Source organism: Escherichia sp. Lx600-2, from assembly GCF_036662595.1.
Classification (GTDB): domain Bacteria; phylum Pseudomonadota; class Gammaproteobacteria; order Enterobacterales; family Enterobacteriaceae; genus Escherichia; species Escherichia coli.
Map to the genome: position 1 here is coordinate 45,292 of NZ_JAYQWM010000026.1, position 15,836 is coordinate 61,127.

Genomic DNA, 15,836 nt, shown 5'->3' on the forward strand with positions numbered 1-15,836 from the left:
ATTTTCTTCTACCTCTAAAGGACGATGTGCGCTATGCCTCCCTGATGATGTATATCAAAGTAAAACCGCCATTTTCCCTTATTCTGTAGCGAAATAGCACGATCATGACGCTATATACATGATTACATAGCGAAAGTGTGGATGGTAAAAATCTCGTTTACACGCTAGTATCGGCTTAACCACTAAACACTCTAGCCTCTGCACCTGGGTCAACTGATACGGTGCTTTGGCCGTGACAATGCTCGTAAAGATTGCCACCAGGGCGAAGGAAGAAATGACTTCGCCTCCCGTATCTGGAAAGGTGTACATGGCTTCACAACTGACTGATGCATTTGCGCGTAAGTTTTACTACTTGCGCCTGTCGATTACCGATGTGTGTAACTTTCGTTGCACCTACTGCCTGCCGGATGGCTACAAACCGAGCGGCGTCACCAATAAAGGCTTTCTGACCGTCGATGAAATTCGCCGGGTTACGCGCGCCTTCGCCAGTCTGGGCACCGAAAAAGTCCGTCTGACAGGTGGTGAGCCGTCTTTACGCCGCGACTTTACCGATATCATCGCCGCTGTGCGAGAAAATGACGCTATCCGCCAGATTGCGGTCACCACCAATGGTTACCGTCTGGAACGCGATGTGGCGAACTGGCGCGATGCTGGACTTACTGGCATCAACGTCAGCGTTGATAGTCTGGACGCCCGCCAGTTTCACGCTATTACCGGGCAGGATAAATTCAACCAGGTGATGGCAGGGATTGATGCTGCATTTGAGGCTGGTTTTGAGAAGGTCAAAGTCAATACCGTGCTGATGCGTGATGTGAATCATCACCAGCTCGACACCTTTCTGAACTGGATCCAGCATCGCCCTATCCAGCTGCGTTTCATCGAACTGATGGAAACGGGCGAGGGCAGCGAGCTCTTCCGTAAGCATCACATCTCTGGTCAGGTTCTGCGTGACGAGCTACTGCGTCGCGGCTGGATCCACCAATTACGTCAACGCAGCGACGGTCCCGCGCAAGTCTTTTGTCATCCGGATTACGCCGGAGAGATTGGCCTTATCATGCCGTATGAAAAAGACTTCTGCGCCACTTGCAACCGTCTGCGCGTTTCCTCCATTGGTAAACTCCATCTCTGCCTGTTTGGTGAAGGCGGCGTTAACCTGCGCGATCTGCTGGAAGACGATACCCAGCAACAGGCGCTGGAAGCGCGTATTTCAGCGGCGCTGCGGGAGAAGAAACAGACCCATTTCCTGCATCAAAACAACACCGGTATTACGCAAAACTTATCGTACATTGGCGGCTAAAACGTCAAAAGGAGAGATCAGATGAGTCAGGTAAGCACTGAATTTATCCCGACCCGTATTGCTATTCTTACGGTTTCTAATCGTCGCGGTGAAGAAGACGATACCTCCGGTCACTATTTGCGCGATTCGGCGCAAGAAGCGGGCCATCACGTTGTCGATAAAGCCATTGTGAAAGAAAACCGCTACGCTATTCGCGCTCAGGTATCTGCGTGGATCGCCAGCGACGATGTACAAGTGGTGTTGATTACGGGGGGGACTGGCCTGACGGAAGGTGATCAGGCTCCCGAAGCATTGCTGCCGTTGTTCGACCGTGAAGTTGAAGGTTTTGGTGAAGTGTTCCGTATGTTGTCGTTTGAAGAGATTGGCACTTCCACGTTGCAATCTCGTGCGGTAGCGGGCGTCGCTAACAAAACGCTGATTTTCGCCATGCCGGGTTCGACCAAAGCGTGCCGTACCGCATGGGAAAATATCATCGCGCCGCAGCTGGATGCCCGTACGCGTCCGTGTAATTTCCATCCACATTTGAAGAAATAAGTATGTCGCAACTGACCCATATCAACGCCGCTGGCGAAGCGCACATGGTGGATGTCTCCGCCAAAGCGGAAACCGTGCGTGAAGCGCGGGCGGAAGCCTTTGTCACCATGCGCAGCGAGACGCTGGCGATGATTATTGATGGTCGCCACCACAAAGGCGACGTATTTGCCACTGCGCGTATTGCCGGTATTCAGGCGGCAAAACGCACCTGGGATCTGATCCCGCTGTGTCATCCGCTGATGCTCAGCAAAGTTGAAGTCAATTTACAGGCCGAGCCGGAGCACAATCGGGTGCGTATAGAAACCTTATGCCGCCTGACCGGGAAAACCGGTGTCGAAATGGAAGCGTTAACCGCGGCCTCCGTGGCGGCGCTGACCATTTATGACATGTGCAAAGCGGTGCAAAAAGATATGGTGATTGGTCCGGTACGTTTGTTGGCAAAGAGCGGCGGCAAGTCAGGTGACTTTAAGGTGGAAGCGGATGATTAAAGTTCTTTTTTTCGCCCAGGTGCGCGAGTTGGTGGGAACAGATGCAACCGAAGTGGCTGCGGATTTCCCAACCGTTGAAGCGTTACGCCAGCACCTGGCTGCGCAGAGTGATCGCTGGGCGCTGGCGCTGGAAGATGGCAAATTACTGGCTGCCGTCAACCAGACGCTGGTGAGTTTTGACCATCCGCTGACTGACGGCGACGAAGTAGCTTTCTTCCCGCCGGTAACCGGAGGTTAAGATGGCAGAAACCAAAATTGTTGTCGGTCCGCAGCCGTTCAGCGTAGGAGAAGAGTACCCGTGGCTGGCGGAGCGTGACGAAGACGGTGCGGTAGTCACCTTTACCGGTAAGGTGCGCAACCATAACCTGGGCGACAGCGTCAAAGCATTAACCCTCGAACACTATCCGGGGATGACTGAAAAAGCACTGGCAGAAATTGTCGATGAAGCGCGTAACCGCTGGCCGCTTGGGCGCGTCACGGTGATTCACCGCATCGGGGAATTATGGCCGGGCGATGAAATTGTTTTTGTCGGTGTCACCAGTGCGCATCGCAGCAGTGCGTTTGAAGCCGGGCAGTTTATTATGGATTATCTCAAAACCCGCGCACCGTTCTGGAAGCGCGAAGCCACGCCTGAAGGCGACCGCTGGGTCGAAGCTCGGGAGAGCGATCAGCAGGCAGCAAAACGCTGGTAGTTTTTTGTTAGCCGGATAAGGCACCGCTGCATCCGGCAATTTTGCCGCTCAGTACATGCGTTTACGCTGCGTCGATGCACAGCCTCATCATTTTGCAGTATCCTTAAGATATTCCTTATATCTTCAGGAGATCGTCATGGACAGATTCCCACGTTCTGATTCAATTGTACAACCCCGGGCTGGCTTGCAAACTTATATGGCGCAAGTCTATGGCTGTATGACTGTTGGCTTGTTGCTGACCGCATTTGTTGCCTGGTATGCGGCTAATTCTGCGGCAGTGACGGAGCTGTTATTCACTAACCGTGTCTTTTTAATCGGTCTGATCATCGCGCAATTAGCATTGGTTATTGTGTTATCAGCGATGATTCAAAAGCTGAGCGCAGGTGTAACGACGATGCTCTTTATGCTTTATTCGGCGCTGACGGGTCTTACGCTTTCCAGTATTTTCATTGTTTATACCGCTGCTTCTATCGCCAGTACTTTCGTCGTTACTGCCGGGATGTTCGGCGCAATGAGCCTGTATGGTTACACCACGAAGCGCGATCTAAGCGGCTTTGGCAATATGCTGTTTATGGCGTTAATCGGCATTGTGCTGGCATCGCTGGTCAACTTCTGGCTGAAAAGCGAAGCGTTGATGTGGGCGGTTACCTACATCGGCGTGATTGTCTTTGTCGGATTGACGGCGTATGACACGCAGAAACTGAAAAATATGGGTGAGCAGATTGATACCCGCGACACGTCGAACCTGCGCAAATATTCCATTCTTGGCGCGCTAACCTTGTATCTGGACTTCATCAACCTGTTCCTGATGTTGTTGCGGATCTTCGGCAACCGCCGTTAATTCTTTTTCACCATCAATATCCCGGCCATGTGTCGGGATTTTTTCTTACTAAAAACGACACTTAACAAGTACCAGGTATAAAATATGCCTTATGAGCGAGCGGAATCGTTTTCCGTATCCATAAATACAAAAGTATTTTGTATGCGTGGTTTTAAATTTATTGATGGTGAATATTAATATTTTCTCTAAGGACAACTAAAAGAATGGAATCATACTCACAAAACAGCAATAAATTAGATTTTCAGCACGAGGCCAGGATATTAAATGGTATATGGCTCATTACCGCTTTAGGTTTGGTGGCAACCGCAGGACTGGCTTGGGGAGCTAAGTATCTCGAAATTACGGCAACCAAATATGATTCACCAACAATGTATGTCGCTATAGGGTTATTATTACTTTGTATGTATAGCTTAAGTAAGGATATCAACAAGATAAATGCCGCCATCGCAGGCGTAATATATCTGTTTTTACTCTCTTTGGTGGCGATTGTCGTTGCTAGTTTAGCTCCTGTACCTGCCATTATCGTCGTGTTCAGCACTGCGGGCGCGATGTTTTTAATCAGTATGCTGGCCGGTTTATTATTTAATATTGATTCTGGTTCTCACCGTTTTATGATTATGATGACGTTGACAGGGTTGGCCCTGGTGATCATCGTGAATGCCGCATTAATGAGTGAACGGCCCATTTGGGTAATAAGTTGCTTAATGATTGTGTTATGGTCAGGCATTATCTCGCATGGACGAAATAAGCTCCTTGAATTGGCGGGGAAATGCCATAGTGAAGAGTTGTGGAGTCCGGTTCGTTGCGCTGTTACAGGTGCATTAACACTCTATTACTATTTTATCGGCTTCTTTGGGATTTTTGCAGCAATAGCGATAACGCTTGTCTGGCAAAGGCATACGCGTTTTTTTCATTAGTCGTAAATGCACATACTAAAGAACTTAACTAAACTTCACATCGCCGCTTCATTTTTCGCCCGTAGCTTCTTCGCCTGGCTTTCCAGCAACAGGTAACAGATCAGCGCCAGCAGCAGCGGGATAAAGTAATACAGCACACGGTAAGCGAGCAGGGCGGCGATAATTGTGCCTTTGGATGTATGCTCCCCTGCCAGTAATGCGATAAATACCGCTTCCAGCACACCAATCCCCGCCGGAATATGCACGATGACGCCTGCAATACTACTAACCAGCAACACGCCCAGTACAAAGAAATAGTTAACGCTTTGACCAAGTAACAGCCAGATTATCGCTCCCATTACCATCCAGTTAACGCTGGAAATCAGCATCTGGGCGAGGGCGAATTTCCACGAAGGCAGCACCAGCTTTTGCCCTTTAATGGTCATATGGCGGTGTTTCGCAAAAGCGCAAAACCACAAATAAACCGCGATAATCATCAGTAAGCCAATGCCGAGAATGCGCAGCGTGGTTTGATCGACATACCAGTGATCCGGTAGCTCCACCACGCCTGCGGTAAAGATAATCCCCGCCAGCAAAATATAGCCCAGCCAGTTGGTGGTAATACTGAGCGAGAAAATCCGCGTAATAGTGCTACCGGGCAACCCCAGACGAGAGTACAAACGATAGCGCATACCAATGCCGCCGACCCAGGTACTGAGTGTCAGGTTGAAGGCGTAGCAGATAAACGACACCAGCATCACCTGGCGCTTCGCCAGTTTGTGACCGCAGTAGAAACGGGCGAGCAGGTCATAGCAGCCGTAAATCAGATAGCTGACGACCACCAGCCCGACCGCACTAAGCAGCGCAACGCGATTGTAGTCGCGGATGACCTTCCAGACCTCTTCCCAGTCCACTTTTTTGGCGTAGACCACCAGCAACACAATCACCGCGATAAAAAACAGCCAGGTGAGGATCTTCTTTGCTAAGCGCCAGCGCGGGTGTGATTTACTCATCAGGGTTTTACCCCCGTGTTTTCAGTTTCTACCCGATCCTGCGTTTCCATTGTCGGTTGTGCGGGGGGATCAACCTGCGCCAGACGTGGCGTGTGTGCCGGAAGCCAGCCAACCAGCGCCGGGAAGTGGCGTAAAAAGTGGAACGCCAGCACGCTTTTGGTCAGGTTCCACCAGGTGCGTTTCGGCAGCATGGTCTCATCGACCTGCTGACAATCTGCGGCAATAATGCCGTTCAGATTATCGCGCAGCGTCTGGTTAAAATGACGATCGTGGATGATGACATTAGCTTCGAGATTCAGTGACAAACTGAGCGGATCGAGATTACTGGACCCTACTGTCGCCCAGTGATCGTCCATCAATGCCACTTTGCCGTGGAGCGGGCGGCGGCGGTACTCAAATACCTGAACGCCGCCTTTAACCAGATAGTTATACAGCAAGCGCGCACCGACTCTGACAATCGGCATATCCGGTTCGCCCTGAATTATCAGTTTGATCCGCACCCCGCGCCGTGCCGCTTTACGCAAGGCGTGTAAAAATCGATAGCCGGGGAAGAAGTAGGCGTTGGCGATAATGACTTCTCGCCGCGCCTGAGTGAGCATTTTCAGATAGTGACGTTCAATATCATCGCGATGTTCTTCGTTATCGCGCCAGACCAGCAATACCTGCGCTTCTCCCGGCTGGCGGTTCTCTTCCGCTTTGTGATGACGTCGCCACCAGCGTCGTGCCGCGCTCTGTCCAGGCAGGTTTTCCAGCTCAAACTGGAGAATATCTTCGACAATCGGCCCTTCAAGGCGTACCGCGTAATCCTGTTTAGCCTCTGGACCGTAGCTGGACATATGCTCGGCGGAGTAATTCAGCCCGCCAATAAAGGCTATACGCGCGTCGATCACCACAATTTTGCGATGCATCCGGCGAAACACATTGGTGCGCATACCAAAAAGGCGAGGGCGGGGATCGTAGTAGCGGAACACTACGCCAGCTGCCGTCAGTTCATTGACAAACTCATCGCTGAGATCCGGCGAACCGTAGCCATCCAGCAAGACTTCCGCTTTAACCCCGCGTTGCGCTGCTGCCAGTAGTGCCGCATGCAGTTGTTTGCCGACGTCATCCTCAAACCAGATAAACGTTTCAAGAATGATGCGTTCTTGTGCCTCGCCAATCGCCTTAAACACCGCGGGATAATATTGCTCGCCGTTTTCCAGCAACTGGATCTTATTGCCTTCGCGCCAGCTACATTTCATAAATGAATCTCCGCACTTAAAGGGGCATGATCAGAAAGGTGTCGCCATGTCCGCAGCGGCAACGCGGTTGGCGCGCTGGCGCTGGCATTTTTGACGTAGATCCTGTCCAGTCGTAGTAGAGGAAATTGCACCGGAAACGTGCGCGCCGGGCGTCCGTGGGCGCGGGTAAAAATCTCATCCAGTCCGGCCTGCACTTTTAACGGATGATTAGCTTTTTGCCGCCAGTCATTGAAATCACCCGCCACCAATACCGGTTCGCCGTCCGGTAGCTCATTCACCCATTCGGCGAGCATCGCAAGCTGCGCCTGACGGTGCGCCTCACGCAGGCCCAGATGTACGCACATCACATGAATCGCTTTTCCGGTCATCGGCGGCACAATGCGGCAGTAGAGCACGCCGCGCTTTTCCGCACCATCGACCGAAACATCGCGATTCTCATAATGTTCAATGGGATAACGCGACAGTACGGCGTTGCCGTGATGCCCTTCCGGGTATACGGCATTGCGACCGTAGGCAAAATCGCTCCACATAGTGTCGGCGAGAAACTCGTAGTGCGAGGTATCGGGCCAGTTTTCCACATGCAGCGGATGAACTTCGTGTGCGCCCATCACTTCCTGCAGGCAAACAATATCGGCGCTGACGGTACGCACGGCATCGCGAAGTTCCGGCAAAATGAAGCGTCGGTTAAACGCGGTAAAGCCTTTGTGAATATTGATGGTGAGCACCTTGAACGAAAATTGTTGTGTTTGATCGGGCATAATTTTCCTGTCTTTGCCTCTTATCTCATTGAAATAGTGTAGTCGGCGTCACAAAAAGGTGCGGTCTTACGGAATTTTCCGTAAAGTTCGGTACTCTGAGTAAGTAGAGATAAATTCTTCAGGAGAGAAGCCATGAAGTGGCAACAACGTGTTCGTGTCGCAACGGGTCTAAGTTGCTGGCAGATTATGTTGCATTTACTGGTAGTGGCGCTGCTGGTGGTGGGCTGGATGAGTAAGACTCTGGTTCACGTCGGCGTGGGATTATGCGCACTGTATTGTGTCACGGTAGTGATGATGCTGGTGTTTCAGCGCCACCCCGAGCAACGCTGGCGTGAGGTGGCAGACGTGCTGGAAGAGCTGACCACGACCTGGTATTTTGGCGCAGCGCTGATTGTGCTGTGGCTGTTGTCCCGCGTACTGGAAAACAACTTTTTGCTGGCAATTGCAGGGCTGGCAATCCTTGCCGGCCCGGCGGTAGTGTCTTTGCTGGCGAAAGATAAGAAGTTACATCACCTTACGTCTAAACATCGCGTACGCCGCTGACCCTGTCGTGGCCGTTATCACCAGTAGCGGCCACAAACTATTCCACACAATATCCAGACTCGCATCCTTCAAATAAATCTGCTTGGTAATGTCCGTAAAGTGGCGAATAGGATTAATCCACGTCAGGTTTTGCAGCCATACTGGCATGTTTTCCACCGGCGAAACGTAACCGGAAAGGAGAATGGCGGGCATCATAAAGACAAACACGCCGATAAACGCCTGCTGTTGTGTTGAACAGAGTGATGAAATCAACAGACCGAATCCCACCAGCGATAAACCATAAATCACCATCGTAAAGTAGAACAGCGCCAGCGATCCGGCGAAGGGGATTTGATACGCCCAGATACCAATCGCCAGCACAATGGTGGCCTGGAAGGTGGCGACAATTAACGCCGGTACGGCTTTGCCGATGAAGATCTGCCAGGTGGTGAGCGGCGAAACCAGTAGCTGATCGAGCGTACCTTGTTCACGTTCGCGGGCGACGGAAAGTGAAGTGACGATCATTACGCCAATAGTGGTGATCATGGCGATCAGCGACGGCACCACAAACCATTTGTAGTCGAGATTCGGGTTATACCAGTTGCGTACCACCAGCTCGCTGTTGTTAGGTTTCGGTTTTCCTTCCAGCAGCTCCTGCTGATAATTTTTGACGATCTGTTGCAGGTAGTTGGCGGCAATTTGCGCACTGTTGGAGTTACGCCCGTCGAGGATCAACTGCAACGGCGCGGTCTGGAAGGTATCCAGTTTGCGCGAGAAGTCAGCCGGGAAACGCATCAGGAGTAACGCCTTTTGTGTGTCGATGGTTGGGCGGATCTCCTGTGGGCTTTTCAGCAGCAGCACATGGGTAAAGGCGCTGGCGCGGGCAAAACGTTGGGTCAGCTCCACCGAATGCTCGCCGTTATCTTCATCGTAGATGGCGATGGTGGCGTTGGTCACTTCCAGCGTGGCGGCGAACGGGAACAGGATCACCTGAATCAGCACGGGTAAAATCAGAATCGCGCGGGTTTGTGGTTCGCGCAGCAACGACTGCAACTCTTTGCGAATTAACGTCCATAAGCGATGAAACATGCTCTTCTCCCTAATCCAGCCGACGTTTGGTTTTCAGCCACGTCAGGCCGATAAACATCACCGCCGAAGCGATCAAAAACAGTACGTTCACCACCAGCACCACTGGAATATTCCCGGCGAGGAACAGGCTTTGCAGGGTGCTGACGAAATAACGTGCGGGAATAATGTACGTCACCGCGCGGATCACCGCGGGCATACTGTCGATCTGAAAAATAAAGCCGGAAAGCATAATCGACGGCAGAAAAGCCGCGTTCAGAGCGACCTGAGCGGCATTGAACTGGTTGCGGGTAATCGTGGAAATCAGCAGCCCCATCCCCAGGGTACTGAGTAAAAACAGGCTGGAGATAAAAAACAGAATCAGCAGCGACCCGCGATACGGCACGCCGAGAATAAACACTGACACCAGCATACACAGCAGCATCGCCAGCATCCCGAGAAAGTAATAGGGGATCAGCTTACACAGCAGCAGTTCCAGACGGGTGATTTCCGTGGAGAGCAGGGCTTCCATGGTGCCGCGCTCCCACTCCCGCGCCACCACCAGCGAGGTGAGGATCGCGCCGATAACCGTCATGATAATGGTCACCGCACCGGGGATAATAAAGTGCTGGCTAATCGCCGCCGGGTTAAACCAGTAACGGGTCTGGACGTCGATAAGCGGTTCAAACGACTGCCCGTTGTCCTCCGCCCGCTGCATTTGCCAAATCTGCCAGATCCCTTCGACATACCCCTGCACAAAGTTAGCGGTATTAGGCTCACTGCCGTCGGTGATCACCTGAATCGGTGCGGTGGCGTTGGCGCGCTCCATCTGTTCGGCGAAATCCACGGGAATCACCACCAGACCGCGAATTTTCCCCGCCTGCATTTTGGCGATCAGTTCCTGACGGTTATTGCTGATGGTGGCGTCGATGTAGGGCGAACCGGTCATGGTGTGGGTGAAATCCAGCGCCGCTTCGCTACGCTGTTCCAGTAAAATCCCGACCCGCAGCTTGCTGGAGTCGAGGTTAATGCCGTAGCCAAAAATAAACAGCAGCAGCAGAGGGATCACCACCGCAATCAGCCAGCTACTCGGATCGCGAACGATCTGCCGCGTCTCTTTGACGCACAGCGCCCGCACGCGACGCCAGGAAAGGATCGGCTTACTCATTGCTATGCTCCTTATCCCAGTCGTGGATCAACTGAATAAAGGCTTGCTCCATGGTGGGATCGGGTTGCTCATCGTTGGCCGACTGCGATTTCAAATCGTCCGGCGTGCCGCTGGCGATTAATTTCCCACGGTACACCAGGCTGATGCGGTCGCAATATTCCGCTTCATCCATAAAGTGGGTGGTGACCATCACCGTGACGCCTTTCTCTACCATGCTGTTGATGTGCAGCCAGAATTCACGGCGGGTGAGGGGGTCAACGCCGGAAGTCGGTTCGTCGAGAAACAGAATATCCGGTTCATGCATCAGCGAACAGGCCAGCGCCAGCCGCTGTTTAAAACCTAATGGCAGTTCATCGGTGGCGTGTGAGGCAATACTTTTCAGGCCAAATGCCTCGCTCATACGGGAGATTTTTTCGTTCTGCGCCCGACCGCGTAAGCCATACACACCAGAGAAAAAGCGTAAATTCTGTTCGACCGTCAGGTTGCCGTAGAGCGAAAATTTTTGCGCCATATAGCCGAGATGCTGGCGCGCTTTACCGGAACTCTCTTTCAGATCCATCCCCAGCACCAGCGCCTGGCCGGAAGTCGGCACCAGCAAACCGCACATCATCTTAAAGGTGGTCGATTTACCCGCGCCGTTTGGCCCCAGCAAACCAAAAATCTCCCCACGTTTAACGGCAAAGTTGACGTGATCGGTGGCGGCAAAATCACCAAATTTCTTGGTCAGTTCTTTCGCTTCGATCACCGTCTCGCCGGGTGTGCCTTCTACCGTATGCAATATTGCACCCAGCGGCGATTCTGAGGTTCCGGCACCGCCCAGCAAATCAATAAACGCATCTTCAAAACGCGGCGTAGTTTCGTTGATGTTGATTTCCGGCATCCCGTCGGCATGGCGAATATCGTCTGGTGTGGCCTCTTTTTTGAGGATCAGACGTACCGATTTCCCCTGAATCATGCCGTCGCTGACCTGCGGCAGTTTCAAGGCGCGTTGCAACAGTTTGCGGTTGCCCTCGTGTGGACTGGTCATCAGAAAGCTGCGTCCGGCCATGGTTTGTGTCAGGGCTTTTGGTTCTCCCTGATACAGCAACTCGCCTTCGTTCATCAGTAACACGTCACGGCACTGCTCGGCTTCGTCGAGATACGAGGTACTCCAGAGGATTAACATCCCTTCGCCCGCCAGCTCATGCACCATCTGCCACAGTTCGCGTCGTGAGATAGGGTCAACGCCGACGCCGGGTTCATCGAGCAGCAACACTTTCGGTTCGCCCACCAGGGTACAGGCCAGGCCGAGTTTTTGTTTCATCCCACCGGAGAGCTTGCCCGCCAGGCGTCCGGTAAACGGGCCAAGAGACGTAAACTCCAGCAGGCGAGCAAAAGTTTGCTTACGTGCCTCGCCGGTGACGCTGCGCAAATCCGCGTACAGATTGAGGTTCTCCATCACCGTCAGATCTTCATACAGACCAAATTTCTGCGGCATATAGCCGAGCACGGCGTGCAGCGCGCCGTCGTTTTTGATCGGATCAAAGCCAATCACCGTGGCATTGCCGCTGTCGGGTTTCAGTAATCCCGCCAGCATCCGCATTAGCGTGGTTTTACCTGCACCATCCGGCCCCACCAGCCCCGTCACATAACCGGCGTGAATGGTACAGTCGAGCGGCGCGACGGCGGGCTTGTCCATGCCCGGAAAGCTTTTTTCCAGGCCGTTCAGCGTGATAACGGCATCATTCATGTCCTGCCTCGTCACCGAATTGTACCGTCACAGGCATTCCCTGGCGTAACGCATCATCGGCGTCGGTCACCACAATACGCAGGCGATAGACGAGGTCGGTACGCAGATCCGGTGTTTCGACGGTTTTCGGGGTAAATTCAGCAGTCGGCGAAACGAAACCAATCTGCCCGTGATAGGGCTTGTCCGGGCGACCATCGGTATAAAGCAGCACTTTGCGCCCCGGCTGGGCCTGGTCAAGATTCCGTTCATCAACATAAGCACGCACCCACACCGGACGCGTTAGTGAAACGGTAAACACCGTGCCACCTTCATTGAGAACCGTGCCTGGCTCCACCGCGCGCGTTAACAGCGTGCCATCAGACGGTGCTATCAACGTTGAGTCCTGTAAATTCAGCTCCGCCTGCGCCAGTTGCGCCTGCGCCTGTTCGAGGCTGGCTTTCGCCTGAGCGATGTCCTGTTCACGGTTACCGGAACGGTACTGACGCAATTTATCCTGTGCTGATTTCAGCGTTGCCTGTGCCTGGTCGCGCGAGGAGCGGGCATTTTCCAGGTCATTTGCCGAAATGGTGCGGCTTTTCCACAGTCCTTGCTGGCGGTTATAGAAGTTCTGCGCATAGTCATAGGCGGCTTGCGCCTGTTTCACCGCTGCGGCGGCCTGAGCGATTTCTTCATCGCGATACCCGGCAAGCATCAGGTCATACTGCGCCTGTGCCACCGAGACGCCCGCTTTCGCCTGCATCAGGGCAATCTCATACGGCTTGTGATCCAGTTCGCCCAGCACCTGGCCCGCTTTGATAGCATCACCTTCGTCCACCGCCAGCGATTCAACGCGCCCCCCAACACGGAAACTAAGATTCACCGTACGAATATCCACGTTGCCATACAGCGTCAGGCCGTTATCCTGGCGGCTTTGATACCACCAGTAGCCTCCGGCAACCACGGCGGCAAGTACCACTACCGCCAGTCCGATCACGACAGGTTTTTTCATCACTACAAACTCCTTTGCGATAATCCTTGCAAAATCAGGTCGATATGACAGGTCACCGTCTGGTTGATCAGTTCGGTCTTTTCTTCATCGAACGCGGTCCAGCCGGTACGTAACAGAATTGTTTCTTTGCCAAGACGGAACGCCAGAATCTCACCAATCAACGCATGGGTATGAAGGATCATGCGGGTGTCATTGGCGTCGCAGCCGGTCCAGGCGGCAATCAGGCGTGTCAGGTGGCTGTGTAGCGGACTAATCACCTGTTCGTGCACCAGGTGGTAGGCTGCCGTGGGAGAGAGCTGCTCACGGGAGATAAACTTGCTGAGGTTGACGGTGTCATCCTGGGTGAGCAGCTTAATCATGTTCCTGCAGGCGCGAAGGATCAGTTCACGGATGGCAGCCCGATCAGGCTGTGGTTGGGCGAACAAGCGTTCGGCTTCCTCGGCATGCGGACGGAACTGCTCGCCAATAAAATCGGCAATCCACTGGGCGCAGGCGAGGTACAAATCTTCTTTCGAACCGAAGTAGTAGGTGATGGCAGCGATATTCTGCCCTGCCTGGGCGGCTATCTCGCGGGTGGTGGCGTTCATTCCATATTCACCAAACTGCGCCAGTGCGGCAGCAATCAGCTGTTTTTTCGCCTGTTCACCCTTGATTGTCATGGCAGGATTATTCATCGCACAGTCCATTCTTAATCAAATGATTGATTAAGATTATGACTCCATAGGGGAGTTGTCCAGTATGGCTAAGAATTTTAGCTACGCCAGTCACAGGGATAATTTATGCGCTGCGTCACAAAAACTGCTACACTCCGCTCCCTCATGACATTGTGGTTTTTGTCATTTTCCTTTTCAGTATCTCCCTGAAAACTACACCGGTAACGGTCGGGGCGGTTCGGAGTAGTTATGTCTTTCGATTCTTTGGGTTTAAGCCCTGATATCCTGCGCGCCGTTGCCGAGCAGGGTTACCGTGAACCCACCCCTATTCAGCAGCAGGCGATCCCTGCGGTGCTGGAAGGCCGCGACCTGATGGCTAGCGCCCAGACCGGCACCGGCAAAACAGCGGGCTTTACGCTGCCGCTGTTGCAACACCTGATCACTCGCCAGCCGCACGCCAAAGGGCGTCGTCCGGTACGTGCTCTCATTCTTACCCCGACCCGTGAACTGGCTGCGCAGATTGGCGAAAACGTACGTGATTACAGCAAATATCTGAACATTCGTTCGCTGGTGGTGTTTGGCGGTGTCAGCATTAACCCACAAATGATGAAGTTGCGCGGCGGCGTTGATGTGCTGGTGGCAACGCCGGGACGTTTGCTGGACCTGGAACATCAGAATGCAGTGAAGCTGGATCAGGTTGAAATCCTCGTCCTCGATGAAGCTGACCGCATGCTCGACATGGGCTTTATCCACGATATCCGTCGCGTGTTAACAAAACTACCTGCGAAGCGCCAGAACCTGTTGTTCTCCGCGACCTTCTCTGACGATATTAAAGCCCTGGCGGAAAAACTGTTGCACAACCCGCTGGAAATCGAAGTGGCACGCCGCAATACCGCGTCTGATCAGGTGACCCAGCATGTTCACTTTGTTGATAAGAAGCGCAAACGCGAATTGCTGTCGCACATGATTGGGAAAGGGAACTGGCAGCAGGTGCTGGTGTTTACCCGTACCAAACATGGCGCTAACCATCTCGCTGAACAGCTTAATAAAGATGGCATCCGTAGTGCGGCGATCCACGGTAATAAATCGCAAGGTGCGCGTACCCGTGCGCTGGCCGATTTTAAATCGGGCGATATTCGTGTACTGGTGGCAACTGACATCGCTGCGCGCGGTCTGGATATCGAAGAGTTGCCGCACGTCGTCAACTATGAACTGCCAAACGTACCGGAAGATTATGTCCACCGTATCGGGCGTACCGGTCGTGCCGCAGCCACCGGAGAAGCGTTGTCGTTGGTGTGTGTTGATGAACACAAACTGCTGCGTGATATCGAAAAACTGCTGAAAAAAGAGATCCCGCGCATTGCGATTCCGGGCTATGAGCCGGACCCGTCAATCAAAGCCGAACCGATCCAGAACGGTCGCCAGCAACGTGGCGGCGGTGGTCGTGGGCAGGGCGGTGGTCGCAGTCAACAGCAACTACGCCGTGGAGAAGGTGGTGCAAAATCTGCAAGCGCGAAGCCTGCAGAAAAACCGTCTCGCCGCCTCGGCGATGCCAAACCGGCAGGCGAACAACAACGTCGCCGCCGTCCGCGTAAACCTGCCGCTGCGCAGTAATTCCATGTAAGGGCAAAAGAGTATCACAGGCTTTTGCCCATTATTCAGGTAACACGGTCAGACATGCATGACATGTCTGATTTTATTGTTTTAATAAATTTGCTTTATGATCTATCTAGTGTATCTAAAATGGCAATGAAATTATTTCTTCTTGCAATTTGAATTATTGTTAATAACATTGGTTGATATTCATAAACAAATTCTGGGAAAATCTGGAATAAACATGCTATTGCATAAAGAGTTTGTTCATCATCTGGTAAATTATTATGAGATATGTGATTCAGTATTAGCTTGATTCTGTCCCTGATTTTATTATTTTCATTGTCTATAGTGTATC

Annotated in this window: 17 protein-coding genes, 1 pseudogene and 1 riboswitch; of the genes and pseudogenes, 9 read left to right on the plus strand and 9 right to left on the minus strand. The window is 52.6% G+C overall.

Annotated features, from left to right (window positions below):
- Positions 1-175: 175 nt before the first annotated feature.
- A riboswitch (molybdenum cofactor riboswitch) is annotated at positions 176-320 on the plus strand.
- From moaA to OQV04_RS11940, 7 genes are all read left to right on the plus strand, one after another.
- On the plus strand, positions 308-1,297 hold the full coding sequence (gene moaA, locus OQV04_RS11910; RefSeq protein ID WP_001295301.1) for a GTP 3',8-cyclase MoaA: 990 nt from the start codon (positions 308-310) through the stop codon (positions 1,295-1,297). (Overlaps the previous riboswitch by 13 nt.)
- Positions 1,298-1,318: 21 nt before the next feature.
- Entirely contained in the window at positions 1,319-1,831 is a 513-nt protein-coding gene (gene moaB, locus OQV04_RS11915; protein WP_000084639.1) for a molybdenum cofactor biosynthesis protein B, read from the plus strand.
- Positions 1,832-1,833: 2 nt separating this feature from the next.
- A complete protein-coding gene (gene moaC / locus OQV04_RS11920) occupies positions 1,834-2,319 on the plus strand; it encodes a cyclic pyranopterin monophosphate synthase MoaC (RefSeq protein WP_000080885.1) in 486 nt (161 codons plus the stop codon).
- A complete protein-coding gene (moaD, locus tag OQV04_RS11925; RefSeq protein WP_000598612.1) occupies positions 2,312-2,557 on the plus strand; it encodes a molybdopterin synthase sulfur carrier subunit in 246 nt (81 codons plus the stop codon). Before moaC ends, moaD begins: the two co-directional genes overlap by 8 nt.
- Before the next feature lies 1 nt (position 2,558).
- The gene (gene moaE / locus OQV04_RS11930) at positions 2,559-3,011 is read left to right on the plus strand and encodes a molybdopterin synthase catalytic subunit MoaE (protein WP_000852287.1); all 453 of its coding nucleotides are present in this window, start codon (positions 2,559-2,561) and stop codon (positions 3,009-3,011) included.
- Positions 3,012-3,147: 136 nt separating this feature from the next.
- Entirely contained in the window at positions 3,148-3,852 is a 705-nt protein-coding gene (locus tag OQV04_RS11935; protein WP_032280558.1) for a Bax inhibitor-1/YccA family protein, read from the plus strand.
- A 203-nt stretch (positions 3,853-4,055) separates the two neighbouring features.
- On the plus strand, positions 4,056-4,769 hold the full coding sequence (locus OQV04_RS11940) for a Bax inhibitor-1/YccA family protein (RefSeq protein ID WP_032280559.1): 714 nt from the start codon (positions 4,056-4,058) through the stop codon (positions 4,767-4,769).
- Positions 4,770-4,804: 35 nt separating this feature from the next.
- Here the strand turns inward: OQV04_RS11940 and OQV04_RS11945 are convergent, their stop codons facing one another.
- From OQV04_RS11945 to OQV04_RS11955, 3 genes are read right to left on the minus strand one after another with little or no spacing between them, the layout of a single operon-like run.
- Complete coding sequence (locus tag OQV04_RS11945) at positions 4,805-5,761, minus strand: lysylphosphatidylglycerol synthase domain-containing protein (RefSeq protein ID WP_000045450.1); 957 nt, start codon at positions 5,759-5,761, stop codon at positions 4,805-4,807.
- Positions 5,761-7,002: a cardiolipin synthase ClsB gene (gene clsB / locus OQV04_RS11950; protein WP_000650337.1), complete on the minus strand. Its 1,242-nt coding sequence runs from the start codon at positions 7,000-7,002 to the stop codon at positions 5,761-5,763. The genes OQV04_RS11945 and clsB overlap by 1 nt, the downstream gene beginning before the upstream one ends.
- Positions 6,999-7,760, minus strand: a complete 762-nt coding sequence (locus OQV04_RS11955) for an endonuclease/exonuclease/phosphatase family protein (RefSeq protein WP_001113348.1) — start codon at positions 7,758-7,760, stop codon at positions 6,999-7,001. The genes clsB and OQV04_RS11955 overlap by 4 nt, the downstream gene beginning before the upstream one ends.
- Before the next feature lie 132 nt (positions 7,761-7,892).
- On the opposite strand from OQV04_RS11955, the gene OQV04_RS11960 reads away from it, so the two are divergent.
- Positions 7,893-8,303: a YbhQ family protein gene (locus tag OQV04_RS11960; RefSeq protein WP_000871982.1), complete on the plus strand. Its 411-nt coding sequence runs from the start codon at positions 7,893-7,895 to the stop codon at positions 8,301-8,303.
- Here the strand turns inward: OQV04_RS11960 and OQV04_RS11965 are convergent.
- From OQV04_RS11965 to cecR, 5 genes are read right to left on the minus strand one after another with little or no spacing between them, the layout of a single operon-like run.
- Complete coding sequence (locus OQV04_RS11965) at positions 8,265-9,371, minus strand: ABC transporter permease (RefSeq protein WP_032280560.1); 1,107 nt, start codon at positions 9,369-9,371, stop codon at positions 8,265-8,267. The two genes, OQV04_RS11960 and OQV04_RS11965, sit on opposite strands and share 39 nt — an antisense overlap.
- Positions 9,372-9,381: 10 nt before the next feature.
- Entirely contained in the window at positions 9,382-10,515 is a 1,134-nt protein-coding gene (locus OQV04_RS11970; RefSeq protein ID WP_021556617.1) for an ABC transporter permease, read from the minus strand.
- Positions 10,508-12,244, minus strand: a complete 1,737-nt coding sequence (locus OQV04_RS11975; RefSeq protein WP_274446632.1) for an ATP-binding cassette domain-containing protein — start codon at positions 12,242-12,244, stop codon at positions 10,508-10,510. The genes OQV04_RS11970 and OQV04_RS11975 overlap by 8 nt, the downstream gene beginning before the upstream one ends.
- Entirely contained in the window at positions 12,237-13,232 is a 996-nt protein-coding gene (hlyD, locus tag OQV04_RS11980; protein ID WP_000743444.1) for a secretion protein HlyD, read from the minus strand. The genes OQV04_RS11975 and hlyD overlap by 8 nt, the downstream gene beginning before the upstream one ends.
- A 2-nt stretch (positions 13,233-13,234) precedes the next feature.
- Positions 13,235-13,906 (minus strand): DNA-binding transcriptional regulator CecR, encoded by a 672-nt coding sequence (cecR, locus tag OQV04_RS11985; protein WP_001296991.1) that lies wholly within the window; start codon positions 13,904-13,906, stop codon positions 13,235-13,237.
- Positions 13,907-14,134: 228 nt separating this feature from the next.
- Here cecR and rhlE point away from each other — a divergent pair, with 228 nt between their 5' ends.
- Positions 14,135-15,499: an ATP-dependent RNA helicase RhlE gene (gene rhlE / locus OQV04_RS11990; protein WP_032280562.1), complete on the plus strand. Its 1,365-nt coding sequence runs from the start codon at positions 14,135-14,137 to the stop codon at positions 15,497-15,499.
- Positions 15,500-15,603: 104 nt separating this feature from the next.
- Here the strand turns inward: rhlE and OQV04_RS11995 are convergent.
- Positions 15,604-15,836, minus strand: a pseudogene (locus tag OQV04_RS11995) (hypothetical protein); the annotation flags it as partial.

Coding starts and splice junctions, on each gene's coding strand:
- moaA (WP_001295301.1), top strand. CDS start 308: ATGGCTTCACAACTGACTGATGCATTTGCGCGTAAGTTTTACTACTTG.
- moaB (WP_000084639.1), top strand. CDS start 1,319: ATGAGTCAGGTAAGCACTGAATTTATCCCGACCCGTATTGCTATTCTT.
- moaC (WP_000080885.1), top strand. CDS start 1,834: ATGTCGCAACTGACCCATATCAACGCCGCTGGCGAAGCGCACATGGTG.
- moaD (WP_000598612.1), top strand. CDS start 2,312: ATGATTAAAGTTCTTTTTTTCGCCCAGGTGCGCGAGTTGGTGGGAACA.
- moaE (WP_000852287.1), top strand. CDS start 2,559: ATGGCAGAAACCAAAATTGTTGTCGGTCCGCAGCCGTTCAGCGTAGGA.
- OQV04_RS11935 (WP_032280558.1), top strand. CDS start 3,148: ATGGACAGATTCCCACGTTCTGATTCAATTGTACAACCCCGGGCTGGC.
- OQV04_RS11940 (WP_032280559.1), top strand. CDS start 4,056: ATGGAATCATACTCACAAAACAGCAATAAATTAGATTTTCAGCACGAG.
- OQV04_RS11945 (WP_000045450.1), bottom strand. CDS start 5,761: ATGAGTAAATCACACCCGCGCTGGCGCTTAGCAAAGAAGATCCTCACC.
- clsB (WP_000650337.1), bottom strand. CDS start 7,002: ATGAAATGTAGCTGGCGCGAAGGCAATAAGATCCAGTTGCTGGAAAAC.
- OQV04_RS11955 (WP_001113348.1), bottom strand. CDS start 7,760: ATGCCCGATCAAACACAACAATTTTCGTTCAAGGTGCTCACCATCAAT.
- OQV04_RS11960 (WP_000871982.1), top strand. CDS start 7,893: ATGAAGTGGCAACAACGTGTTCGTGTCGCAACGGGTCTAAGTTGCTGG.
- OQV04_RS11965 (WP_032280560.1), bottom strand. CDS start 9,371: ATGTTTCATCGCTTATGGACGTTAATTCGCAAAGAGTTGCAGTCGTTG.
- OQV04_RS11970 (WP_021556617.1), bottom strand. CDS start 10,515: ATGAGTAAGCCGATCCTTTCCTGGCGTCGCGTGCGGGCGCTGTGCGTC.
- OQV04_RS11975 (WP_274446632.1), bottom strand. CDS start 12,244: ATGAATGATGCCGTTATCACGCTGAACGGCCTGGAAAAAAGCTTTCCG.
- hlyD (WP_000743444.1), bottom strand. CDS start 13,232: ATGAAAAAACCTGTCGTGATCGGACTGGCGGTAGTGGTACTTGCCGCC.
- cecR (WP_001296991.1), bottom strand. CDS start 13,906: ATGAATAATCCTGCCATGACAATCAAGGGTGAACAGGCGAAAAAACAG.
- rhlE (WP_032280562.1), top strand. CDS start 14,135: ATGTCTTTCGATTCTTTGGGTTTAAGCCCTGATATCCTGCGCGCCGTT.